This window comes from Mammaliicoccus sp. JADD-157 (assembly GCF_049310805.1).
Lineage (GTDB): Bacteria > Bacillota > Bacilli > Staphylococcales > Staphylococcaceae > Mammaliicoccus > Mammaliicoccus lentus.
The window spans coordinates 368,417-392,193 of record NZ_JBMOVZ010000001.1; the positions used below are offsets into that span (position 1 = coordinate 368,417).

The following is a 23,777-nucleotide window of genomic DNA, read 5'->3' on the forward strand; positions in this document are numbered from 1 at the left end:
GTTTAAATGTCATTGACTTTAGCAATACCAATATCTATTATTGGGTTAAGAAATGATATTTTACAATTTCTTAACAAACTTTACAAAAACTTAATATTCGAGGAGGTTTAAAGCATGTTCAATTTTCTAAAGCCAGCTAAACATATTGAACCTTTACCTAAAGAAGAGGTAGACGATACGTATAAAAAACTGAGACTCCAAGTATTTATTGGGATCTTCTTAGGGTATGCAGGTTATTATTTATTACGTAAGAACTTTTCACTCGCGATGCCTGCTTTAATTGATGAAGGATTTAGCAAATCAGAATTAGGTTTTGCCTTATCAGCTATTTCAATCGCTTATGGGTTTAGTAAATTTGTTATGGCAACCATTAGTGACCGGAGTAATGCGAGAATATTTTTAACTTTAGGACTTGTATTAACTGCTATTGTTAACTTATTGATGGGTTTTATTCCTGTCTTAACATCAAGCGTTACGATTATGTTTATCATGCTATTCCTAAACGGTTGGTTCCAAGGTATGGGATGGCCGCCATCAGGCAGAGTGCTTGTACATTGGTATAGTGTGAGTGAACGTGGAAGTAAGACTGCAATTTGGAACGTTGCACATAATGTGGGTGGCGGATTAATGGCTCCACTTGCTCTATTAGGTATCTCTATCACAGGTACACTTTCATTTGGGTATTTAAAAGGATTCGAAGGGGCATTTATTTATCCAGCAATACTCGCACTAATTATTGCTTTAGTTTCATATATTCTTGTTAGAGATACACCTCAATCGATGGGATTACCACCAATTGAAGATTATAGACAAGATTATCCAAATGAAAACAGAGAAACATTAGAAGTAGAACTAACAACTAAAGAAATATTGTTTAAATATGTACTAAATAACAAATGGGTTTGGATGATTGCAATCGCAAATATATTTGTTTATTTCGTAAGATATGGTGTGCTTGATTGGGCTCCAACTTATTTAAGCGAAGAAAAAGATTTTAATTTAAATGCATCTGGTTGGGCTTACTTTTTATATGAATGGGCAGGTATACCAGGTACATTATTATGTGGATATATTTCAGATAAAGTATTTAAAGGTAGAAGGGGACCAGCTGGCTTTATATTCATGTTAGGTGTAACAATAGCCGTTGTTATTTATTGGCTAAATCCTCCTGGAAACCCATTAGTGGATAATATTGCTTTAATCGCAATAGGCTTTTTAATCTATGGACCAGTAATGTTAATTGGCTTACAAGCGTTAGACTATGTACCTAAAAAAGCTGCAGGTACTGCAGCAGGACTAACAGGTTTGTTTGGCTATTTAGGTGGTGCAGTTATGGCTAATATCATCATGGGTCTTGTTGTAGATAACTTAGGATGGGATTCTGGTTTCTTATTGTTAACAATTGTAAGTGTGTTAGCAATGTTAAGCTTTATATTCACATGGAATAAACGTGGACAAGAAATTGTAAAATAAAATACTATAAAATATATAATACACTCTAAAAGATGAATGGTTTCATTGTTTAGAGTGTATTTTCATTATCTAATAAAACAAAAAATTCAAAAAATATAAAGAATTTAATTTCAATTTATTGTAAAACAAGTTAAAATATTAATGCTAAATTTAGCAATGCTTTTAAAAATAAAAAAATATTTTATTAGGAGTTTTTGGTATGAAAAATATATACGAAATCAAATACTTTAAATACTCTGCAACTAAATATAGAAATCATAATGGATTATCTTTCTTTGTGGTGTTAAAAGGGCAAGTTATGTTGACCATCAATTCTGAAAGTACAACTTATCGAGAAGGAGAAATATTTTTATTAAAGCATAATGAATGTTATAAGTTGGATGTTTCTGAAGGAAATATCGTCGTACAAATACATTTTTATGAATCACTACTTGATAACCTTATTCCTGAATTATTAACTAATCAATTCCAATTGAAAAACCAATCAGAAACGATTCAATTGAGAGAGCAGTTAATTCAACTTTGCAGTATATATTTAACAAAAGATGACGATAAAAATATTAAAATATTAAAAACATTACTATATATAGTAGAGAATATAAAAACGAGTTTCGAATTTTCTAATGATATGAACACAATTTCTCCTGAAGGTTTACACCCTGTCATCGAAGAAATCAAGAACTATATTTATATTAACTATAATGAGAAAATTACTATGAACACTTTTACATCTAAATATCATTTATCGGAGTCTTATTTTTCAAAAATGTTTAAAGAACAAATGGGTATGAATTTTAAAGATTATTTAACGGATATTAGGTTATTGAACAGTACTTACGATTTGATTCATACAAATGAAAAAGTTATTGATATATCAGAAAAACATGGATTTTATAACGTGTCAGCATACATTAGCTCATTTAAATTACATTACGGTATAACACCTAAAAAGTATCGAACAATGTTTCAGAGTGAAAACACGAAATTTGCAAGACAAAATTTTTATAATGAAATAGACTACGAAAAGAAACTAAGTATAGATGAAATTAAATCGTATCTAAAATATTTTAAAACAACATATATAAATACAGATATTCAACAAGATAAAGAAATGTTATTGTTAAAATAAAAAGGAGACAAGAAGATGATAGTAGCATATATTGCTATGATAATGTTAATTATCATAGCGGTGACTTCTATAATAAAAGACATAACAGATGGTAAAGAAAATAAGAAAAAGAACCTTTTGCCAAGTATAGCTATGTTGCTTGGAGGTATTATCATGCTTGTTTATAGTTTAGTATATTTAAGTTGAACACATATATGAAGCTATATGTTGCAAGACGAGGTTCACATGCAACATATAAGGTGGGAATGTTGCAAGACGAGGTTCACGTGCAACATAGAAGGTCAAAATGTTGCAAGACGAGTTCCACGTGCAACATTTGATCTACCACTAACATAGTCAGTCCAATTAAAACCACCGATTCAACTAATGAATCGGTGGTTTACTATACATTTATGATTGTGAAATATATTTTTTAATAACTTCTTTATTTTTTTCTTTGAAAATATCGTTGTGGCTTGATACACGGCCGCCTGCCTGTGCTTCAGGATCTATATAACTTTTAGCTAAGTTTGCTGCATTAGCTGCGTCATTGAAACATGATGCGATAAGGTGTGCTTTTGCGTCGTGTTTAAGAATATCTCCAGCACCAAAGATACCTTGTACTGACGTTTGTGTATTACCTAAACCTTCAATAAAGAAATCATTTACTAAGTTAACTTTTGTTTGTGCATTGTGTAGCAATTCAGATTCACGATCGAAACCATGACTAATAATCACTTCTTCAACTGGAACCACTTCTTGTTCTTTCGTTTCAACATGTTCTAATACAACTTCTGAAATAACAGGTTTATCTGGTTGACTGTTTAACTGTTTGATGACCATACTAGGTTTCTTAATAATGTCTAATTTTTCTAGGAGATTTTTCATGTGTTCGTGACCTGATATTTCTTCCTTTCTATAACAGATTGTAACGCTTTTAGCATATTCAGATAGGTCACAAGCCCAGTCTAGAGCTGAGTTCCCAGCACCTGAAATTAATATATGTTTATCTTTATATTTTTGGATAGATTGTACAACATAGTTTAAGTTTGATAGTTCAAAACGCTCTGCACCTTCTATATCAAGTGTAAGTGGTTTAATAATTCCGCCGCCGACAGCAATAATTATAGATTTTGAATGATATTCATTTTCTTTATCTGTAGATATTATGAAATGTTGTTCTTCTACTTTTTGAATGTCTACTACTTTTTCCCCTAAACATACTTCAGGATTAAAATGTAATCCTTGTTCTACTAGATCTTGTATAACTTCATAACAAGGTTTTGGAGCAAGTGCACCAATATCCCATATAACTTTTTCTGGATACACATGCATTTTCCCACCCAATTTATCTTGGAAATCAACAATTCTTACGCTCATTCCTCTTAATCCCGAATAGAAGCTTGCGAACAAACCTGCTGGACCCCCGCCTATAATCGTAACGTCTGTTATATTCATAAATCGTGATTCCTCCTATTTTTCTACTTACGAGTATTATCCTACATCTGCAAATGATAATCAATATCATTGAATAGATTGTAATAATTTAATAAATAAAAAATTACCCACTAAAGTTATAATTTAGGTGGGTAATTTCGAATATATAATATTTTATTTTCAGTTAAATCCTAAAAATTATTCAACTGGGAATAATTCTTCAATTGTTTCTAAGTTTTCTTTTGTTAATTTTACATCTAAAGTTTTTAAATTATCGATGACTTGGTCTTTACGTTTAGCACCTGGAATAATAACATCTAATGATGGTTTTGTTAAATAGAAAGCAAGTACAATGTGTGCAACTTCAACATTGTGTTCTTTAGCAATATCACGTAATTTATCGACTTTTTTAAGATTTTCTTTAAATCGTTCACCTTGGAATTCTGGATTATCTGCTCTTAAGTCATTAAATGTTGTATTTTCATCATATTTACCTGCTAATAGTCCAGAAACTAATGGGAAGTAAGGTATAAAAGTAATATTGTTTTCTGCTGTATAATTTAAAATTTCTTCGTTTTCTCTATTTAATAAGTTATATTCCAATTGTACGACATCAACATGTCCATCTTTATTTGCTTCTTTTAATTGTTCTAAACTAAAGTTTGAAACACCAATTGCTTTAATTTTACCTTGTTCTTTTAATTCTTGTAGTGTTGCTACTGCTTTATCTTTTGGTGTGTCTTCATCTGGAAAATGTATATAATATAAATCTATATAATCAGTTTGTAATCTTTTTAGACTATTTTCCACTTGTTCTTTTAAAAATTCAGGGTCATTGGAGAGTTTTGTTTCATCGCCGTCAAAATAATGAGCACCCTTAGTTGCGATTACAACATCTTCTCTATTGTATTCTTTGACAACTTCTCCAACGAGTTCTTCAGAACGACCTGGTCCATATATAAACGCAGTATCTAGAAGGGTAACACCATTTTCAATTGCTGCTCTCACAACATCTTTACCTTGTTCTTCATCAAGATTTGGATATAAATTGTGCCCACCAACAGCATTTGTACCTAAACCAATTGGATTAACTTTGATATCTGTTTTACCTAATTTTGAAAGCTCTGTCACAAAAATCACTCCTTATCTTTTATATATATACCTTATCATTTAACTAAGACTTATTTAAAGGTTAATGCTTAAAGCTACTTACTAAAAAAAGAGTTGAGACATAAATAAATGTCTCAACCCCTTTAATTAATTTTGTTATTAAAACTCTTCGTATTCTGCTGGATCTTGGTCTTTTAGTCTACCATCAGATTTAGTTAAATCGTCTATAGTGTGTAAATCTTCTGATTCTAAGTAGAAGTCGAAAATATCAAGATTTTGTATTTGTCTTGCGTTTGATGTTGACTTAGGAATTGGAACTACACCATTTTGCACATGCCATTTTAATATAATTTGTGGAATTGTTTTATTATATTTTTCTGCGATTTGTTCGATGTTTTTATCGTGAATAACTTCTGATGCACGACCTAACGGGCTCCATGCTTCAGTTATGATGCCTTTTTCTTCATGATATTTAATAGCATCTTTCTGATTAAAGTACGGATGCAGTTCAATTTGATTAACAGCCGGTAGTACACCTGTTTCTTTTTCTAAAGTTTCAAGATGTTCTGGTAAGAAGTTACAAACACCAATTGATTTTAACAGTCCCATTTTTTGAGCTTCAATTAATGCCTTCCAAGCTTCTACGTATAAACCTTGTTTAGGATTTGGCCAATGAATTAAATATAAATCAATGTACTCAACGCCAAGACGGTATATAGATTCTTGAATTGTTCTAGCTGCTTGTTCATAACTATGATAGCGACCAGGTAATTTAGAGGTAACAATAATTTGATCGCGACTAACATGACTTTGCTGCATCGCTTTACCTACAGTACCTTCATTTTCATAGTTATATGCAGTATCTAATACTCTATAACCATTGTTAAGTGCATTTACAATTGCATGAACACCTGATGCGCCATTCAATTTATATGTACCAAAACCGACTTGAGGTATTACGTGTCCATCAATTAAATTATAATTTTCCATGAAAAAAACGCCTCCAATATTTTTATGATTACTATATATCAAACTATATCATATTATAATAAATAGATTGAATTTTTAGATTTCAAAAATAAATAAAAGTCGGTAAAATTCTTTTAAAAAAACTTCTTAAAAACGTATTGAATTCACTATAACTTTGTAGTAACATGTATCTCATTGCGTAAGACAGTATAGCTATGAGCTAGAGGTCATATTATGAAGTAAAGAAGGGTTAGTATGGAACGCGTATGTGTCATTTCATTAAGCATTATAGATGCGATATTGATACTCATGTTGTTGCTGTTTAATACATTTATTATTTCAAATATTTATGTGTTAACAGTTTATACTTTAATCATGGTACTGGTTTCTGGTTATATAGTGTATTTAGCTATAAGTATGAAATGCGATCAATCTATTAATCAATTTGATCAATTTGACCAAACATACAAATAACAAAAAGAATATAAAGCAAATAATGATTAAAAGTTATAGCAATTGAGCCACTGTGCTCAATTGCTTTTTATATGTCATAATTTATTAAAAATTTGTAAAATTCTTTCTTAAATCTAGTAACATACATAGGTTATGCATGGTATAATGATGTTGTTTTTAATTAATCATAAAGGTGGACAAATAACGATGTTTTTAATCATCAATATAATTGGTTTGTTAATATTCATTGGAGTCGCTTTTCTTTTTTCTAGGGATAAGAAGAATATTGATTGGAAATCGGTTCTAATACTTATTGTTATTAACTTAGTATTAGCATGGTTCTTCACTCAATTTTCATTCGGGGCAAAATTTGTTAAAAGTGCGGCAGATGGCGTGTCATGGTTATTAGAGTCTGCATTCTCAGGTATTGGGTTTGCATTCGGAAGTTTTGTAGCACCGGGACCAGGAAAAATGGATATGGCAGTTTCTGCTTTATTACCAATTCTACTTGTAGTACCAGTATTTGATATTTTAATGTACTTAGGTATATTACCTAAATTCATCTCATTCTTAGGTTTAGTCATTTCAAAAATAACAAGACAACCTAAATTTGAATCATTCTTCTCAATTGAAATGATGTTTTTAGGAAACACAGAAGCTTTAGCAGTATCATCTAAACAATTAACATCTATGAATAAAGTGAGAGTATTAACAGTTGCAATGATGTCTATGAGTTCCGTTTCAGGTGCAATTGTTGGTTCTTACATACAAATGATTCCGGGAGAATTTGTATTAACAGCGATTCCATTAAACATCATTAATGCAATCATCGTTACAACAATATTAAATCCATTTGATTTAGATCCAGAAGAGGATGTGGTAGCTGAAATAGACGAAGGAGAAAAACAACCATTCTTCTCATTCTTAGGAGATTCAGTTATTAACGCCGGTAAATTGGTATTAATCATTATCGCATTCGTTATTGCATTTGTTGCAATAGCAGACTTGATAAATAAATTATTAGGAATTATGGATCCTATTCCATATTTACCAGAAATAAGATTAGAGTATATACTTGGTATCTTTATGTATCCATTTGCATTGCTATTAGGCTTGCCGTTCGGAGAAGCTTGGGTTGTAGCACAACAAATGGCGCTCAAAATTGTAACGAATGAGTTCGTAGTTATGAGCACTATCAGTAAGGAAATAGGTGAATATTCTACACATAGAGCTGCAGTTATCAGTACATTCTTAGTATCATTTGCTAACTTCTCTACAATTGGAATGATAATTGGTACTTTAAAAGGTATAGTTAAAGATGATGTATCTAACTTTGTTTCTAAATATGTGCCAATGATGTTGTTATCAGGTATATTAGTATCACTATTAACAGCAGCATTCGTCGGATTATTTGCTTGGTAAACTTAAATAAGCGATAATCTATTTAATAAGTTAATTTTAAAAGCAGCAAGCACATATAGTGTACTTGTTGCTTTTTTAATAAGGAGGGCAAACCGTGGTTAAACGTGTTTTAGATATTTCTGGTATATGTTTATGGATTACTACTTTATTAATTATATTGATTAATTATCCTTCTTTGCCTAGTGAAATTCCAAGTCATTATAATGTCTCAGGCAAAGCGGATGCTTGGGCTACAAAAGCCTTTATTTTCTTTTTACCAACTTTAGGTCTAATAATCTGGGGAGTATTACATTTCATAACACGTGGAACTAAATTGGATCGGTATATAAATGTTTCTACATTATATGGTCCACCGAGTAACGAGCAGATTTCAAGCGCTAAGTTTTTAATAGATGTTCTGAAATTTGAAACAGTTGCCTTATTTTCATATCTAGCTATTAAAGATATATATACGGCATACGGTAAGCCATTTAACCTAGGAATGTGGGAAGCAATAATTATATTAGGTATATTTGGTGTAACAATTTTATTATCTATGATACATAATTATGATTTAGATAAGAAGAAAAAAGAAGAATAGGTGATGGAATGATTCAAGAATGCACTTGGCCTAAAAGCGACTTAATGAAAGATTATCACAAAAATGAATGGTGTAGGGTGAGTAAAGATGACCAATATATATTTGAAATGCTATCGCTAGAAGGCGCTCAATCAGGATTGTCATGGGAAACTGTCATTCAAAAACGAAAAGATTATCAAGAAGCCTTTCATAACTTCGATATTAAAAAATGCTCCGAACTAACAGACAAAGAAATTGAAGACATTAAAGAACAATATAATGTCATAAAACATATGGGAAAGTTAAAGTCCGTTCGAAACAATGCATTGCAAGTGATAAAACTTCAAGAAGAGTGGGGCAGTTTATCTAACTTTTTATGGTCTTATGTAAAAAATGAACCTATAATAAACGAATGGAAGAATATTAATGAAGTACCTGCAGAATCAGAACTATCCATTCAACTTAGTAAAGACTTGAAAAAGCGTGGATTTAAGTTTGTCGGCCCAAAAATCGTATATTCTTTTCTACAAAGCATAGGCATAATTGATGATCATATTATGACTTGTCCTTTCCATACTTATAATAGATAAAATTAGGGAGTGGGAAAGAAACCTTATTTAAAAAACATTTCCTACAATATAACAAACGAGTCTGAGACATTAAATATGTTCCAGACTCGTTTTATTTATCTTTTTTGTTTCCAAGAGAAAAGAAGAACTATATTAATTCGTTATTTGAGCATTTCTAATAAACGCATCTCCATCGACCATTTCATCATCATTTTTCAGCATAAACAGCCCGAATATACCTGCAACCATTACGATGACAGAAATAATGATAAATGTATAATTGTAACCAACAGCATCTCTTAACATACCTAATGGTGTAGAAAGTATTACTGAACCGATTTGTCCAGATATTTGTAAACCTACTAGATATAGTATTGTTGATAACTTTGGATCGAAGTGTAATGTGATATATCTAAATGGCGGTAACATAAATAATGGTATTTCTAACGCATGCATCATGTTAATCATAGACATTAAAACATTACTATTAATAGCAGCGCTTAAACCTATTCTAAGAAACATGACTGAAACGCCAAGCATCAATGTAGGTTTTACTCCTATTTTCATCATGATAATAGGAACAACCCCCATCATTAAAGCTTCACAGAATACTTGAATAGCATTTAAATTACCGTACATAGTTTGCCCAGTTTTTGGATCATCAAATAGTTTTGTATAGAAATCTGGGAATATTTTCCATCATAAATAGCGTAGAAAGTAGCTGTAAACATAATGAACAACATTACAATCCACAGATGTTTCATTTTAAGTGTCCTCATGAAGTCTCGAGCTGATGGTATAGCATCGTCCCCAGGATTATCTCGTAAATTTCTAATTTTAATCTTCTCACTTTTAGATCTCCAAAAAACAAGAATTAATAATAGTACTAAAGCTATTAAAAAACCTAACCAAAAATTAAGTTCAGGATCTATAACAAACAAATGACCTGCAACTAAAGCTGATATCGCATATCCAACAGAACCCCAAGCTCTAGCTTGACCGTATTTAAAATTAAATAAACGGCTTAGTTTCTCTGCAACTGTTTCGTAAACACCAGTTGCAGAGAGGAATCCAGCAGAAAGAAATATAGAACCTACTATTAAACCAATAAAGAAATGATTTTAAATCAAACTTTTATATACTAAAGTAAAAAATGGACCAACTAATACAGACATAGAAGCACAGAAAATAATTAGTGTTCTTTTAATAACAAGCTTGTCTTGTATTATTCCATAACCAAATAAAAATAAAATTGTTACAAATGAGTTTACAGAATATATTATACCGATTTCTCTACCTGATAATCCTAAACCATTATCTTTTGATGCAAGCCAAATTTGGAATAGAGACCACCAAATAGACCATGATGCAAAATATAAAAATATTGTCATAGAATTTTGTAAATAAGAAACATTTTGGAAGTTTTGAAAATACTTGTTCATACCAATTCTCCTCTTTAACTTTATTTGAAAACGTTTTCGTTAAAAGTATTATATTTTTGCAATAATTTTATGTCAACCGGTTGATATAAATATAATATTAGCCTTGATTCCAAATAATAAAGAGGATATATGTATAAAAGGAGTGAGTAAGAAGGGGGTTAAAGAGGGAATAGAGTATAGCTGTTTATGATTTTACAATGGATAGTGTTATAATACATTCAAATATATATTTGAATGAGGTGTGTTATGTTTCAGACAATAATAACTGCTACAGTGCTTTATGTTGCTACTGCAGTTGATTTATTAGTAATTCTTTTAATTTATTTTGCTAAGGCAAACACTAAAAAAGAATATAAAGATATTTATATTGGACAATATTTAGGTTCTCTCATATTAATAATTGTGAGTTTATTTTTAGCATTTGTATTAAATTATGTTCCAGAAAAATGGATTTTAGGTTTGCTGGGTCTAATTCCTATATATTTAGGTATTAAAGTAGCTATTTATGATGATTGTGAGGGAGAAAAAAGAGCCAAGAAAGAATTAAATAATAAAGGTTTATCAAAATTAGTTGGTACTGTAGTTTTAGTTACGATAGCAAGTTGTGGTGCTGATAATATCGGGCTTTTTGTTCCATATTTTGTAACGTTAAATAGTATTGAATTGTTAACCACTTTGTTAGTATTTGTGACATTAATTTTTATTTTAGTATTCACAGCTCAGAATTTAGCAAATATACCTGGAATTGGTGAAGTTGTAGAGAAATTTAGTCGTTGGATTATGGCTGTTATTTATATAGCCTTGGGAGTATTTATTGTTATTGAAAATAAAACTATTTCAACATTGTTAAGCTTTATATTATGATAAAGGATAGTGATTTAAATGGATAAAACAATTACTTGTGATGTGATTTGTATTCATGAAGAGAAAGTTGAAAATGCTATGAAGTTTATAAATGAAGATAAATCACAAAAATTAATTAATACATTACTAAAGATAAGTGATGAAAACAAATTGAAAATTATATTAGCTTTAATTCAAGAAAAAGAGTTGTGTGTATGCGATTTATCGGTAACATTAAATATGAGTATTGCATCTACCTCTCATCATTTGAGAAGTTTATATAAAAATGATGTACTTAATTTTTATAAAAAGGGGAAGATGGCTTACTATTTTATTAAAGATAACGAAATAAAATCATTGTTATTACAACATTTAATAATTATAAAATAAAAGGCTGAGACATATGTCTCAGCCTTTAGTTACAAACAAGATTATTATTCCGATACTTCTTTAAATTGTTTTATTCTGTCGCCTATTTCATCTCTGACGCGTTGAAATTCTGACCAATCTTTACCTGCTGGATCATCAAATCCCCAATGTTCTTTTTTGACACTGGCTGGTATAGTAGGGCAGTTATTATCTGCATCACTACATAATGTTACTACTAAATCAGATTGTTTCAGGATATTATTATCAATTAAATCAGACGTTTGTTCTGAAATATCAATGTCTACTTCTTTCATAGCTTGAATTGCCTTAGGATTTACACCGTGCGTTTCTATACCAGCAGAATATACATTCCATTCTTCACCTAGTAAAGATTTACCCCAACCTTCAGCCATTTGGCTACGACAAGAGTTACCAGTACATATAAAATAAATTGTTTTGTTAGTCATAATTATTGTCCTCATTTTTAGTATATAGTAAACATTAGGTATAAATATATAACCTAAACTATTAATAGAATACCATCTATATAGGTATAGGTCTATGTTAATTGTTTGACTTGCAATGTTGGAAAATCTAATTTATAGTTATTATATCAAAAAAAGTTGATGTAATAACTATATTAAATATATATAAGGGAGGAGTGTGTTTTATGGAAATTATTAAAGCCAATTCAAATTTAGATGACGAAGAACAATTAGATTTTTATGAAAATTTGTTTAACGCTCTTGCTGACAAGATTAGACTTAAAATATTGAAATCTATAAGTCAAAGTACTTCCAAATCTTTATGTGTTTGTGATTTAGAGGAATTATTGAATTTGAAACAATCTAAACTTTCTTATCATTTAAAGAAATTAGTGAATGCGAATATTCTAATTGCTGAAAAGCATGGTACTTGGAATTATTATAAAATTAATGAAAAACAAATACAGGTAGTATTAAATGAAGATACTTGTTGTAAGATACTTTAAGTATCTTCTTTTAAAAACAATTAATCAATTTTTATTGATTTATATATCAATAAAAATTGATTAATTAAAATGGAGGTTAGATGTGAAAGTGGAGCAAATAATAGAATTTTTGAAAACATTTGTAATGTTATTTTTAGAACTATTAACTTTATTTATAATAGTTAGTTTCATTGTGAGTTTGATTCAACAAATAGTTTCAGAAGAAAAGATTAAAAATTTCTTAAGTAAGCCTAATCAAACCATTAATTACATATATGGGATGATATTTGGTGCTATTACACCTTTTTGTTCTTGTTCTACAATTCCTATACTTGCGGGACTATTGAACTCAAAAGTATCTTTTGGACCAGCGATTAGCTTTTTGATAGCTTCTCCTTTAATGAATCCGCTTATGATATTTATGTTATGGGTGTTATTAGGTTGGCGAGTTGCGATTGTTTATTTAATCGTAATAGCGATTTTGAGTATTTTAACAGGATTTGTATTTTCAAAAATGAAATTAGCGAATAGTTATAAAGGTATAAATGTAAAAGGTGATGGATTTTTTGCTAATAAAACAGGGTCTCGTTTTAAGCAAGCATTGAATGATGCATGGGCTTTTTTATATCCAATGCTCCCTTATTTATTAATAGGCGTGTTTATAGGATCTTTCATTTATGGTTTTATACCAGCCGCATTCATTACTCAATATGCGAGTGGCGACAGTATTATTTCTGTCATTATTGCTTCTGTGATCGGTATACCGATGTATATAAGACCAGAAACGATGCTCCCTATAGCTGAAGCGTTAGTTTCTAAAGGCATGTCTGTAGGCACAGTAGTAGCTTTAATAATAGGTGGTGCAGGAGCTAGTATTCCGGAAGTCATTTTGCTATCTAAATTATTTCAGAAGAAATTTGTAATTTCTTTTATTATGGCAATCTTAGTAGTAGCTATAGGAACAGGTTTAATCGTTAACCTTATTATTTAAAGGAGGTGAGATAATTGAGTATTAAAGATATGTTTAAAAAGATAAAACCTCAAGAACAAGAGTGTTGTTCCGTAGAATTCGAGGAAAAAAATGATAGTAAAGATAACAAAGAAGATAACAAAAATCAAGCTAATGAATAAAGGTATAGTAATTTTTACTTAATATGTTTCTCATTCTACACAAAAACGCCCTCTAAGTTTTCACTTTTTTAGTGTATACTTTGAAGGGCGTTTTAATAATTAGTGGATGTGAATTTTCTATTGAATATCTTTGCTTAAAGTATTATCAATAAAGTACTCTAATGAGTCTCTTAATTCTGTGTATTGTTCATTATCCATGTCTAATTTTTTAAATGAAGTGACGACTTCGTCTAAAATGGCACTTTGTGTTTCAATTCCTTGTTGAGTTAAAGAAACACGTAGATTTCTTTCATCATTAACCGCTCTTTCTCTGTTAATGAATCCTTTTTCTTCTAATTTTTTTAAAAGTGGTGTTAGAGTACCCGAATCTAGGTATAATCTATCACCTAATGTCTTGATATTGATTACTTCTTTTTCATCTATAGCTACAAGAACGATATATCCAGTATAAGTTAAATTATATTTCTTTAATAACGGTGTATACTTTTTAATTAATTCTTTTGACGCAACATATAATAAGAAACCAATTTGTTTATCAATAGGTGGTAAACCCATTTTATCATCCTCCTTACGTCAAAATTAAGCCTATTATGAAATGGGTTCAAAGTCAAGTTGTAACAAAAATGTTCATAAAATTGCATAAATTATGGCGCTCAATTTACTAGTTATATGAATTTTTTGGAAATAAGATAGAAAATAAATAAATATTGAATTTTCAGTTAAATTACAGCTGATTTTTTGATATTCTTATAGGTATAGCAAAGTGAGGTGGTGGGTGGATGGATAAACAGAATGTTCCTGAAGAGTTAGTTCAAGAAATTGTAATGAAAGCTGGTCGTGTCCTTTTGGAAGCTGGAGCAGAAGCGTTCAGAGTAGAAGATACGATGTATAGAATGGCAAAACATCTAGGCTATCCAAATAACCAGTGTTATGTTAGTTCCACATTCATCAACTTCGCTTTAGATGTAAACGATAATATTAGGGTATATCGTGTTAGTAAAAGAGATACAAATTTGGGAGATATTCATCGTGCGAATAATGTATCACGAATGCTCGTGAACGAACAAATTACTGCTATAGATGCTTTGGAAAGACTGAATAAAATACATGCTTCACCTTTACCTTACCCACTGAAACTTAAATTTTTTATAGCGGGATTTATATCACTGTTCTTTCTATATTTATATAGTGGGGATATGCAAGATATATTGGCTACCTTTTTAGCAGGTGCTATAGGTTATACTATAGTAGAATTAGTGCACTCTTGGACGAGAGTGAAATTTATTGCAGAGATTATTGCAGCCGCCGCAATTGCCTTAATTGCCATCTATAATCAAATGTGGCTAGGTGGAGATACACTTAATATCGTTATCATATCAGCAGTCATGCCAATTGTACCAGGTGTATTAATAACTTGTGCAATACAAGATTTATTCCTAGGACAACTGTTGGTAGGTATTTCTAAAGGGTTAGAAGCGACCTTTACCTCTATTGCCATCGGAACAGGTGTAGGTATTATATTATTAATTTTCTTTTGAGAGGTGAGGTACGTTGATAACAATAATCTTAAATATAGTATTTAGTTTTGGAGCATCTTGTTTTTTTGGATTATTGTTTAACGCGCCAAAATATTTACTTGTACCAGCTGGTCTAGTTGGAGCTGTTGGCTGGGGAATGTTTCAAATTAGTATATTCTATGATTATTCAGATATTCAGGCATCATTCTTTGGTGGATTTTTTGTTGGTATCATGAGTCATTATATGTCGAGAAAATTTTTCTCTCCTGCCATCCTTTTTATTATCCCAGGGATTATCCCACTTGTTCCCGGTGGTACAGCTTATCAAGCAATTAGAAATTTAGTGCTTAACAATTATCATGAAGCATTAGTCACAATGATACAAGTTGCTTTAATATCTAGCGCTATAGCTCTAGGATTATTAATATCTGACTTGTTATCTAAATTATATTTTACTTATGGTAAACAAATAAAATTAAAAAGAAATTAAGAAATCAGGCAAGATAGTTAATCATCTCGCCTGATTTTATCATTTCCTAGGAAATATATTATTCATAAATGTACTGTATAACTTCCAATGCTTGCTCAATTGTTTCTACTGTAACATTTGCTTTATTAGATAGTTCTTTAAGTGGATGGATTAAATCTGTAGGCCTCACAATAATTAATGGTTTATTTAGAGTAATCGCAGCAGACGCATCCATTGCTGTATTCCATTGTTTATACTTTTCTCCAAATAAAGCGATAACGATATCTGCTTTATTCATCAATACTTGTGTACGTAAGTTGTTGATATCAGAAGCAGCGTTATCTCTATAATAATTGTTAGGTTGCTCTCCTAAGATATCTTCTCCAATGTTATCTGAACGATCATGGTTTGTTTGTGGACCAACAAATGTTAGTGGTAAATCTTGTTGCTTAGCTTTTTGTGCAAGTTCATCGCGCCAATCATCATGAATTTGACCTGCTAAATAAACAGTTAAATTTAACATATAATAAAATCCTCCTTTTAACTAAGTTTAACATATGCAAAAAGGATTACATATTTGATATGATTGTAAAAAATATAATAGTTCAAAAATTATGAAAGTGGGTCCTAAATATGTGTTCAGTAACAATTGATAAAATTAAAAATGAAGAAGTTACGGTTTTATCTAAAATTTGTAAACAAACTTTTAGTGATGCTTTTAAACATACAATGTCTGAAGAAGATTTAAAAACATTTTTCAAAGAGTCTTATAGTACAGAGGCATTACTAGATGAAATGAGTAACAAACAATCATGGTACTTTTTTGCCAGATATAATGGAGAAGTAGCAGGTTATATGAAATTAAACATTGGAGACGCTCAAACAGAACCAAAAGGTGAAGACTATTTGGAAGTACAGCGATTGTATATGTATCGCGAATTTCAATCCAAAGGTATAGGTAGCATACTTATGGAAAAAGCATTTGAAATTGCGCGTGACAATGGAAAGAAAAAATTATGGCTAGGCGTGTGGGAAAATAACCACAGAGCTATAGAATTTTATGAAAGACATGGCTATAAAATAACAGGATCACATCAATTTTATGCAGGGAATGACATATCTACAGACTATATAGTAGAAACAAATATAAGTTGATTATAGAAAAACACTTCCGTATAGATTCATGTAGTATGAATCAATGCGGAGGTGTTTTTATTATATTTTTATAATTTGAGTTCAGATTTTCACTGCTGAGAAGGTAGCTATGTTGCAAGACGAGGTCCACGTGAGACATAATGCCCTCGAATGTTGCAAGACGGGTTCCACGTGCAACATAATAGTCTCCTTATTGCCAAGACTATCAAGAAAAGACAACAAGGCCACCGTTATTGACACGCTTTACGAGAAAAGGCAATAAAAAATAGAAACTGGGACATAAATACATGTCTCAGTCTATGTCATTATAATGGCAGTAGCTGAATGGGTTAAAAATACGCTTATATCAAGATTTTTTCAACTCTAGTCATCCTTGTCGGGGTGGGACTACGAAATCTTTTTACTATAATAAACTTTGAATAGCATCGATTAGACTGTAAATACCTAAGAATGATACTACAAGTACTACAAACAGCCCGATAATATTCAATACGATACCATTTGCGAATTTTCCCATCATATTTTTCTTGTTTAAAATGATAAATATTAAAATCGCAATGATTGGTAAAATAACGCCATTTAAAGCTTGTGCGAGTAACAATACTTCAAGTGGTTCAAACCCAAGTGCTGAAGTAAATATACCGATAAATATAACAACAGCGAATACGAAGCGGTATTTTTTGCTTTTAACGCCGCCTTTCCAACGTAAGCAACTGCTTATTGTTGCTGCTGCGCCCATTGGAGAGGCTATTGCTGAGGATAATCCTGCTGAAAATAATCCAATACTCATAAATAATGGCGCGAAGTCTCCGAGAATTGGCTTAAGAGGCTCAGATAGTTGAACAAGACTTGATACTTCATCTCCTTCAATTAATGTACCAGCTGTGATCAGTATTGCAGCGGATATGATACCACCTAAACCTATCGCAACGATTGTATCTATACGTACTGCTTTTAAATCTTTAATACCGTTAAATCGTTCGTGAATAGAACTCGCGTGTATAAAGAAGTTATAAGGTACGACAGTTGTACCTATTAACGCGATAACTGTTAATAAAGAGCCATTAGGTATACTTGGTACAAATGCTCCTTTGAGTACTGCACCGAAGTCTGGCTGTATAACAATAACTGTCGTAACAAATATAACGCCCATTACTAATACAAGAACAGTCATGACTTTCTCGATTAAATCGTAACTACCAATTAAACCTATGCATAAAATGATAACGCCAATAATAGGTGCGATAACATTTTCAGGCACACCTATTAAATAGGCGGCACCTAAAGAAGTCCCTAGCAAATCTCCGGATATGTATGCAGCACAACCAACAGCAACAGCTATCATACTAAACCATACTGTGATGAGTTTTAGTAAATGATGATTGAATATATCCCGGATTGCTTCACCTAAGCCTTCATTGGTAACGAGTGCTAAACGTGCAACCATTTCTTGAAGCGCAATGGTCGCGATAATAGAGAATAAGACTGCCCAAAGCAGACTATATCCAAACCCTGCTCCCCCTTGAGTCATCGTTGTAACAGTTCCAGGACCTATGAAAGAAGCGGTTATAATCATACCTGGCCCGAATATACCAAAGTTACTTTTCCTTTTCTTTTCTACGATTTAAACCATTCCCTTCGTTTGCAAAAACATTAAGCTTTATTTAAATGTTTTATATGTCCTGCTAATACGTAAAGCACAGCTGTAGATACAAAGTGTGATGAATTTTGATTAGCGTCTTGCATTGGATAGACTTCTACAAAATCCATACCAACTAAACCTAATTTTCCAAATTCATAAATCATTGTTAATAATTCATAACTTGTTAAACCATTGCCATCTACAGGGCCTCCTGGATTAAAAGCAAAGTCCAACACATCACTACAAATCGTTAAATATACAACATCTACATCATTACTTGCTTGCAAATATATATCTTTAGCGAACTTGCGTAAATCGTCAGTTTCACGTATATCATTGATTGTAATCGTAACTGCGCCATTTTCTTTAGCGAACTTTCCTGTTTCAGGCTGGTTTCTTGGACCGTGTATTCCTGTATGAATAAGGCTTTCATTACGAATACCTTCAGTTTCATAAAGTCTCATGAAAGGTGTATTACGAGCGAATTGCTCATTTTCATAATTCGGCATATTATCATAATGTGCGTCTAAATGGATGATACCTACACGTTTTCCAGTGTTAGTTAAGGCTTTTAAAATTGGATAAGTTATACCATGATCGCCGCCTAAACCTACTAGAAACTTTTCAGAACGCCATAAATTTTCGGCAAATTTCTCTATGTTTTGTACAGTTTCATCAACGTCATGAGGTACTGTTGAAACATCGCCTACATCACCGATTGTTAAATGTTCGTGTACATCAATATGATCCAATTCAGGAAGATAACCACTGTATCTTGCTGAAGACAGCCTAATTTGCTTAGGACCTAATTCACAACCTGTGTAGTCTCCCCAAGTACACGGGCCTTCAAATGGAACACCATAAACTAATACATCAGTTGAATAATCTTTACTCTTTGATAAATTTTGTGATCCTAAAAAACAAGGTGTATTGCCATAAATTCGTTCACTCATTGTAATAATACTCCTTTCTCTTAATAATGGTAATTATATAAAAGTATTCACTAGTTATCAAATTTTTCTGAATATTATTTGGTATAATGGGAATAATAAATTAAATATTAATACAGATTCGGAGGTATTTAACGAGATGAAAAATAAAGTGTCATTTTTATTTGCATCAATAATAATTTTATCTGGTTGTAGTATTACGATAGGCGAACCAGCCAAAGATAATAATGCTAAACAGGAGGATAAATCGGAGAATAATGACACAAATAATGAAAACAACAAACAATCCACTCCTAATATTGATATATTGTCACAAGATTTTTCCGATAATTATATGAATGCTAATCATGTTACAGGCTACAAAGGTCTAATAAAAAATATGAATAAAAAAGAAGTTCAACAAAAATATGGTGAAGAAGATGATATAAGAAACTTTTTAGGAAGAGAAGGCTATGTTTATGGAAACTTTATGGTTATGTATTACTTAGGAGCAGGGAATCCAATTGAACAATATAGTATTATACCGAATCAGAATGTGACTTATAAAGAGTTTGTTGATTTTCATGGCGAACCTACACAAGACTTAAGAAAAGGGCAAGGACACTCATTCGTTATTTACAATAAAACGCCGAATAACGGTTATCAAATAGCAGTTTATACTGAAAACAGTAATGAAGATGATGAAATAAGATATATTATGCAATATCCTGATGACTTTGAATTCTCAAATTCAAGCAATGATGAAAATACAGTCATCACTCGAGATAATGTCTTTGATGCAGTAGAAGCATTTGAAGGTATTGATAAAGTAGATACTGACAAAACAATTTGGAAAGAACCTGAGAAAAAAGATGATACTTTTGGATTCTCATATACTGATAAGAACGGGAAATTATTAGGTTCTTACAACGTTAGAGAAGATGGATATGTGGAATCTTTTGATGAAAAAGGTAATAAAATAAGAGCCGGCTATATAAATCTTAACGACTAAAATAATAATTTATTAAAGGCACTGTAAAGTTGAAAAAATCAACTAAAGAAGCAGTGCCTTTTTTATTTTGTAGTTATTGGAGGTGCAAAATAATGCATTATTTGGATATTGACAAAGTGAATGGAACCGGTTACAATGAAAAGTGGATATTTTATTTTTTTATAAGTTTTGGGAACCGGTACCATTATAGAGGAGTGAATTAAATGAATTATAAAAAGGAAGCTGAAAGCATAATTGATGCGATAGGCGGTAAAGAGAATATAGATGCTATTGCACATTGTGCGACTAGGTTAAGATTAGTATTAAAAGATGAAAGTAAAGTAGATGAAGATAAGTTAAGTAATCTGGAAGTTGTAAAAGGGACTTTTTCAACGGGTGGACAATATCAAATCATTATTGGTTCAGGAACAGTTAATAAAGTATTTAATGAAATGGAAAAATTAACAGGACTTGAAGCTTCAACATCTTCAGAAGTGAAAGATCAATCTTCTAAAAAGTTAAATCCAATACAAAAATTCGTGAAAATGTTATCAGATATATTTGTTCCAATTATTCCAGCCATAGTTGCTGGTGGTTTATTGATGGGACTCAACAATATCTTAACAGCAAAAAATTTATTTTATGATAATCAATCTTTTATAGAAGTACATGATCAATTTTCAGGTTTAGCAAGTATGATTAACGTGTTTGCTAATGCACCATTTGTATTCTTACCAGTACTTATCGGGTTTAGTGCTGCAAAACGGTTTGGAGGTAACGCCTTCTTAGGTGCTGCTTTAGGTATGATATTGGTACATCCTAGTTTAATGGACGGTTATGAGTACCCAGAAGCTTTAGCGAAAGGCGAAAAAATTCCGACGTGGGAATTTTTCGGTTTATCTATTAAAATGGTAGGTTACCAAGGACAAGTTTTACCGATATTGGTAGCTTCATATATTCTTGCTAAATTAGAAATAGGGTTTAGAAAAGTCATTCCTTCAACATTAGATAATCTATTAACACCGTTATTATCAATATTCTTTACTGCATTTATCACTTTTGCTGCAGTAGGACCAATCACGCGTTCAGGTGGTTACTTATTATCTGATGGCTTAACTTGGTTGTACGAATCAGGTGGAGCAATTGGAGGATTGTTATTTGGTCTACTATATGGTCCGATTGTAATAACTGGTATGCACCATAGTTTTATTGCAATTGAAACTACATTGATAGCTGATACTGCAAAAACTGGCGGATCATTTATCTTCCCAATTGCAGCAATGTCGAATGTGGCTCAAGGGGCAGCAACGTTAGCAGCTTTCTTTATTGTTAAGAATAAAAAATTAAAAGGTGTAGCATCAGCTGCTGGTATTTCAGCATTATTAGGTATCACAGAACCTGCTATGTTTGGTGTTAACTTGAAACTACGTTATCCATTTATAGGAGCTATTGTTGGTTCAGGAGCAGGAGCGTGCTATATTGCAGCGACTAAAGTAAAGGCAATTGCTTTAGGTACAGCTGGGTTACCTGGATTTATTTCAATTGCGACAGGTAGTTGGTTAAACTATATTATAGGTATGGCAATAGCTATAATTGTTGCATTTGTAGTAACTATTGTACTTTCAAGAAGAAAAGCATATAAAGAATTAGAAAATTAAAGTTTGTAAACATAATATTTGTTTCATGGTCATGTATTCTCGTACAATAGTATTGAAGATAAAATGGAGGTATAAATCATGAAATTAAATGAAATAGATGTAAATGAATTATATCCTACTGAAAAATTAGGACCAAGTGTACTTGGTACAATTATTTATAAAGTAGGAGAACAATCACAATTTAAAGGTGCTTATATTACTACAAATGAACGCGTAATAATGAGTGTCGATATGAACGGTGAACCATACAGAAGAGTTTTCAGTTACCAAGATATTAAAGCGGTAACGATTGAAGACAAAGGTGTATTATTCATCGAATTTCCAGAAGGAAAAGTAGCAATGATCGATATTGAAGAAGGCGACGTGGAAGCTTTCAAAGATTACGTAAACGAGCGCGTACAATAAAAATTGAGGAGTGGGACAGAAATCTTATTTTGATAAAAAGATTTCGTAGTTCCACCCTTTTTTTGTTTTAGTAAATAAAATCGTAGATGTTGCAAGACGAGTTCCACGTGCAACATAATTATCCAGTCCATTTCTGCCAATACAAAGAAAGAGTTCGAGACAATGATTTATGTCTCGAACTCTTTAAATTTTTATTATTTTGTAAGCATGTCTTTTAAATATTTCGTTTGTTTTTCTATAGATATCGGGTCAGAATACATAAACAAGTTTTTTGGATAATAGTAAACTTGATCTTCTTTGACAGCTTTAGTATTTTTCCATATGCTTCCGTCAATTAGTGAAGATTTTGGTTTTTTACCATCTTCGGTAGGGATTAATAAATAATCTCCGGAATATTTACTAAAGTTTTCTAATGAAGTTGATAACCAACCTTCTTTAGGAATATCTTCTTCTGCTGATTTAGGGTGTTTAAACCCAAAGCCTTGATATATAACTTCCGAACCACGACCAAAGTTATTTCCGATTAACGTTAATTCTTTAGGCCCGACTTCCATTATAGAAACTGTGCTATCTTTGCCTAATTTTTCTTTTACGTCTTTTCCTTCTTTAGTCATTAAATCTTCTAGTTCTTTTACTTGTTCTTTAGCTTTGTCTTCTTTACCTAACAATTTACCTATTTCAACGTGAACTTCTTTAAAAGTACGTTTACTATGGTCGAAAGGTACTGTAGGTGCAATTTTTTCATACTTTTTAATTTGAGGATTTGCATTATATGTGATAATCAAATCTGGTTTCAATTTCGTTACTGCTTCTATATCTTCCGAACCTACGCGTTTAGCATCTTTATCATCTACAAATTTAGATTTAGGAAAATCTGCATCCACACCGACTGGATCTATACCAAGTTTTTGGAAGTTTCCTTGGTTAGTTGTTAATACGACAACACGTTTTGGATTATTTGGAATTTTGATTGTTTTACCTTCGTCTGTTTTATATTTATGAGTCTTGTTGCTCGATGAATCGTCATCTTTGTTGTTACATCCAGCTAAAATCAGTAAAATGGTAGCTAAGAAAACAAGTATTTTTTTAGACATATGTATCTCTCCTAATTGATAATAGATTTCGATTATAACATATTTTCTAAAAACAAAGATTT

At 31.3% G+C, this 23,777-nt stretch carries 28 protein-coding genes and 1 pseudogene; 18 read left to right on the forward strand and 11 right to left on the reverse strand.

Annotated features, from left to right (window positions below; genetic code table 11):
- Window positions 1–114: 114 nt before the first annotated feature.
- The 3 genes from glpT (at window position 115) to ACO6VN_RS01840 (ending at window position 2,788) form a co-directional block, all read left to right on the forward strand.
- Window positions 115–1,473: a glycerol-3-phosphate transporter gene (glpT, locus tag ACO6VN_RS01830; protein WP_016998432.1), complete on the forward strand. Its 1,359-nt coding sequence runs from the start codon at window positions 115–117 to the stop codon at window positions 1,471–1,473.
- Between the two features lie 199 nt (window positions 1,474–1,672).
- Entirely contained in the window at window positions 1,673–2,602 is a 930-nt protein-coding gene (locus ACO6VN_RS01835) for an AraC family transcriptional regulator (protein WP_194201078.1), read from the forward strand.
- A gap of 15 nt (window positions 2,603–2,617) precedes the next feature.
- Window positions 2,618–2,788, forward strand: a complete 171-nt coding sequence (locus tag ACO6VN_RS01840) for a hypothetical protein (protein WP_194201077.1) — start codon at window positions 2,618–2,620, stop codon at window positions 2,786–2,788.
- A 204-nt stretch (window positions 2,789–2,992) separates the two neighbouring features.
- On the opposite strand, the gene ACO6VN_RS01845 is transcribed toward ACO6VN_RS01840, so the two are convergent.
- From ACO6VN_RS01845 to ACO6VN_RS01855, 3 genes are all read right to left on the reverse strand, one after another.
- Window positions 2,993–4,033, reverse strand: a complete 1,041-nt coding sequence (locus tag ACO6VN_RS01845; RefSeq protein ID WP_194201149.1) for an FAD-dependent oxidoreductase — start codon at window positions 4,031–4,033, stop codon at window positions 2,993–2,995.
- 183 nt (window positions 4,034–4,216) lie between these two features.
- Window positions 4,217–5,149 (reverse strand): aldo/keto reductase, encoded by a 933-nt coding sequence (locus tag ACO6VN_RS01850; protein WP_194201076.1) that lies wholly within the window; start codon window positions 5,147–5,149, stop codon window positions 4,217–4,219.
- Window positions 5,150–5,287: 138 nt separating this feature from the next.
- Entirely contained in the window at window positions 5,288–6,118 is an 831-nt protein-coding gene (locus ACO6VN_RS01855; protein WP_422404176.1) for an aldo/keto reductase, read from the reverse strand.
- 234 nt (window positions 6,119–6,352) lie between these two features.
- On the opposite strand from ACO6VN_RS01855, the gene ACO6VN_RS01860 reads away from it, so the two are divergent.
- The 4 genes from ACO6VN_RS01860 (at window position 6,353) to ACO6VN_RS01875 (ending at window position 9,121) form a co-directional block, all read left to right on the forward strand.
- Window positions 6,353–6,571 (forward strand): hypothetical protein, encoded by a 219-nt coding sequence (locus ACO6VN_RS01860; protein ID WP_016998426.1) that lies wholly within the window; start codon window positions 6,353–6,355, stop codon window positions 6,569–6,571.
- A 186-nt stretch (window positions 6,572–6,757) separates the two neighbouring features.
- The gene (locus ACO6VN_RS01865; protein ID WP_016998425.1) at window positions 6,758–7,972 is read left to right on the forward strand and encodes a NupC/NupG family nucleoside CNT transporter; all 1,215 of its coding nucleotides are present in this window, start codon (window positions 6,758–6,760) and stop codon (window positions 7,970–7,972) included.
- A gap of 94 nt (window positions 7,973–8,066) precedes the next feature.
- A complete protein-coding gene (locus ACO6VN_RS01870) occupies window positions 8,067–8,552 on the forward strand; it encodes a DUF1648 domain-containing protein (RefSeq protein ID WP_422404177.1) in 486 nt (161 codons plus the stop codon).
- 8 nt (window positions 8,553–8,560) lie between these two features.
- Complete coding sequence (locus ACO6VN_RS01875) at window positions 8,561–9,121, forward strand: DNA-3-methyladenine glycosylase I (protein ID WP_422404178.1); 561 nt, start codon at window positions 8,561–8,563, stop codon at window positions 9,119–9,121.
- 132 nt (window positions 9,122–9,253) lie between these two features.
- Here the strand turns inward: ACO6VN_RS01875 and ACO6VN_RS01880 are convergent, their stop codons facing one another.
- Both ACO6VN_RS01880 and ACO6VN_RS01885 read right to left on the reverse strand, forming a co-directional pair.
- The gene (locus tag ACO6VN_RS01880; RefSeq protein WP_265588712.1) at window positions 9,254–9,739 is read right to left on the reverse strand and encodes an MFS transporter; all 486 of its coding nucleotides are present in this window, start codon (window positions 9,737–9,739) and stop codon (window positions 9,254–9,256) included.
- A pseudogene (locus ACO6VN_RS01885) lies at window positions 9,724–10,542 on the reverse strand (MFS transporter). Before ACO6VN_RS01885 ends, ACO6VN_RS01880 begins: the two are co-directional and overlap by 16 nt.
- Before the next feature lie 246 nt (window positions 10,543–10,788).
- Here ACO6VN_RS01885 and ACO6VN_RS01890 point away from each other — a divergent pair.
- Window positions 10,789–11,406, forward strand: a complete 618-nt coding sequence (locus ACO6VN_RS01890; RefSeq protein ID WP_064205338.1) for a CadD family cadmium resistance transporter — start codon at window positions 10,789–10,791, stop codon at window positions 11,404–11,406.
- An 18-nt stretch (window positions 11,407–11,424) separates the two neighbouring features.
- On the forward strand, window positions 11,425–11,775 hold the full coding sequence (locus ACO6VN_RS01895; RefSeq protein WP_064205337.1) for an ArsR/SmtB family transcription factor: 351 nt from the start codon (window positions 11,425–11,427) through the stop codon (window positions 11,773–11,775).
- Window positions 11,776–11,819: 44 nt separating this feature from the next.
- On the opposite strand, the gene arsC is transcribed toward ACO6VN_RS01895, so the two are convergent.
- Window positions 11,820–12,221, reverse strand: coding sequence for an arsenate reductase (thioredoxin) (gene arsC / locus ACO6VN_RS01900; protein WP_194201073.1), 402 nt, complete (start codon window positions 12,219–12,221; stop codon window positions 11,820–11,822).
- Between the two features lie 203 nt (window positions 12,222–12,424).
- On the opposite strand from arsC, the gene ACO6VN_RS01905 reads away from it, so the two are divergent.
- From ACO6VN_RS01905 to ACO6VN_RS01915, 3 genes are all read left to right on the forward strand, one after another.
- Complete coding sequence (locus ACO6VN_RS01905; RefSeq protein ID WP_194201072.1) at window positions 12,425–12,745, forward strand: ArsR/SmtB family transcription factor; 321 nt, start codon at window positions 12,425–12,427, stop codon at window positions 12,743–12,745.
- Window positions 12,746–12,827: 82 nt separating this feature from the next.
- The gene (locus ACO6VN_RS01910; protein WP_422404179.1) at window positions 12,828–13,715 is read left to right on the forward strand and encodes a permease; all 888 of its coding nucleotides are present in this window, start codon (window positions 12,828–12,830) and stop codon (window positions 13,713–13,715) included.
- Between the two features lie 14 nt (window positions 13,716–13,729).
- Window positions 13,730–13,855: an alcohol dehydrogenase gene (locus tag ACO6VN_RS01915; RefSeq protein ID WP_194201070.1), complete on the forward strand. Its 126-nt coding sequence runs from the start codon at window positions 13,730–13,732 to the stop codon at window positions 13,853–13,855.
- Window positions 13,856–13,972: 117 nt separating this feature from the next.
- Here the strand turns inward: ACO6VN_RS01915 and ACO6VN_RS01920 are convergent, their stop codons facing one another.
- A complete protein-coding gene (locus ACO6VN_RS01920) occupies window positions 13,973–14,410 on the reverse strand; it encodes a MarR family winged helix-turn-helix transcriptional regulator (RefSeq protein ID WP_422404180.1) in 438 nt (145 codons plus the stop codon).
- A gap of 224 nt (window positions 14,411–14,634) precedes the next feature.
- On the opposite strand from ACO6VN_RS01920, the gene ACO6VN_RS01925 reads away from it, so the two are divergent.
- Together ACO6VN_RS01925 and ACO6VN_RS01930 are read left to right on the forward strand one after the other, a co-directional pair.
- Window positions 14,635–15,393, forward strand: a complete 759-nt coding sequence (locus ACO6VN_RS01925; RefSeq protein WP_216683417.1) for a threonine/serine exporter family protein — start codon at window positions 14,635–14,637, stop codon at window positions 15,391–15,393.
- A 13-nt stretch (window positions 15,394–15,406) separates the two neighbouring features.
- Entirely contained in the window at window positions 15,407–15,862 is a 456-nt protein-coding gene (locus ACO6VN_RS01930; RefSeq protein ID WP_064205335.1) for a threonine/serine exporter family protein, read from the forward strand.
- Between the two features lie 58 nt (window positions 15,863–15,920).
- On the opposite strand, the gene ACO6VN_RS01935 is transcribed toward ACO6VN_RS01930, so the two are convergent.
- Window positions 15,921–16,364 (reverse strand): YtoQ family protein, encoded by a 444-nt coding sequence (locus ACO6VN_RS01935; protein WP_016998414.1) that lies wholly within the window; start codon window positions 16,362–16,364, stop codon window positions 15,921–15,923.
- Between the two features lie 110 nt (window positions 16,365–16,474).
- On the opposite strand from ACO6VN_RS01935, the gene ACO6VN_RS01940 reads away from it, so the two are divergent.
- Complete coding sequence (locus tag ACO6VN_RS01940) at window positions 16,475–16,996, forward strand: GNAT family N-acetyltransferase (protein WP_216683416.1); 522 nt, start codon at window positions 16,475–16,477, stop codon at window positions 16,994–16,996.
- Window positions 16,997–17,399: 403 nt separating this feature from the next.
- On the opposite strand, the gene ACO6VN_RS01945 is transcribed toward ACO6VN_RS01940, so the two are convergent.
- Both ACO6VN_RS01945 and ACO6VN_RS01950 read right to left on the reverse strand, forming a co-directional pair.
- Window positions 17,400–18,572: an Nramp family divalent metal transporter gene (locus tag ACO6VN_RS01945; protein WP_216683415.1), complete on the reverse strand. Its 1,173-nt coding sequence runs from the start codon at window positions 18,570–18,572 to the stop codon at window positions 17,400–17,402.
- A gap of 77 nt (window positions 18,573–18,649) precedes the next feature.
- Window positions 18,650–19,591: an agmatinase family protein gene (locus ACO6VN_RS01950; protein WP_064205356.1), complete on the reverse strand. Its 942-nt coding sequence runs from the start codon at window positions 19,589–19,591 to the stop codon at window positions 18,650–18,652.
- A 136-nt stretch (window positions 19,592–19,727) separates the two neighbouring features.
- On the opposite strand from ACO6VN_RS01950, the gene ACO6VN_RS01955 reads away from it, so the two are divergent.
- From ACO6VN_RS01955 to ACO6VN_RS01965, 3 genes are all read left to right on the forward strand, one after another.
- Window positions 19,728–20,579, forward strand: a complete 852-nt coding sequence (locus ACO6VN_RS01955) for a hypothetical protein (RefSeq protein ID WP_194201066.1) — start codon at window positions 19,728–19,730, stop codon at window positions 20,577–20,579.
- A gap of 203 nt (window positions 20,580–20,782) precedes the next feature.
- Window positions 20,783–22,216 (forward strand): sucrose-specific PTS transporter subunit IIBC, encoded by a 1,434-nt coding sequence (locus ACO6VN_RS01960; protein ID WP_216683414.1) that lies wholly within the window; start codon window positions 20,783–20,785, stop codon window positions 22,214–22,216.
- 78 nt (window positions 22,217–22,294) lie between these two features.
- Window positions 22,295–22,621 carry a hypothetical protein gene (locus ACO6VN_RS01965; protein ID WP_016998408.1) on the forward strand — a complete coding sequence of 109 codons (327 nt, stop codon included), beginning with the start codon at window positions 22,295–22,297 and terminating at the stop codon, window positions 22,619–22,621.
- Window positions 22,622–22,815: 194 nt separating this feature from the next.
- Here the strand turns inward: ACO6VN_RS01965 and ACO6VN_RS01970 are convergent, their stop codons facing one another.
- On the reverse strand, window positions 22,816–23,715 hold the full coding sequence (locus tag ACO6VN_RS01970; protein ID WP_216683413.1) for an ABC transporter substrate-binding protein: 900 nt from the start codon (window positions 23,713–23,715) through the stop codon (window positions 22,816–22,818).
- Window positions 23,716–23,777 lie beyond the last annotated feature (62 nt).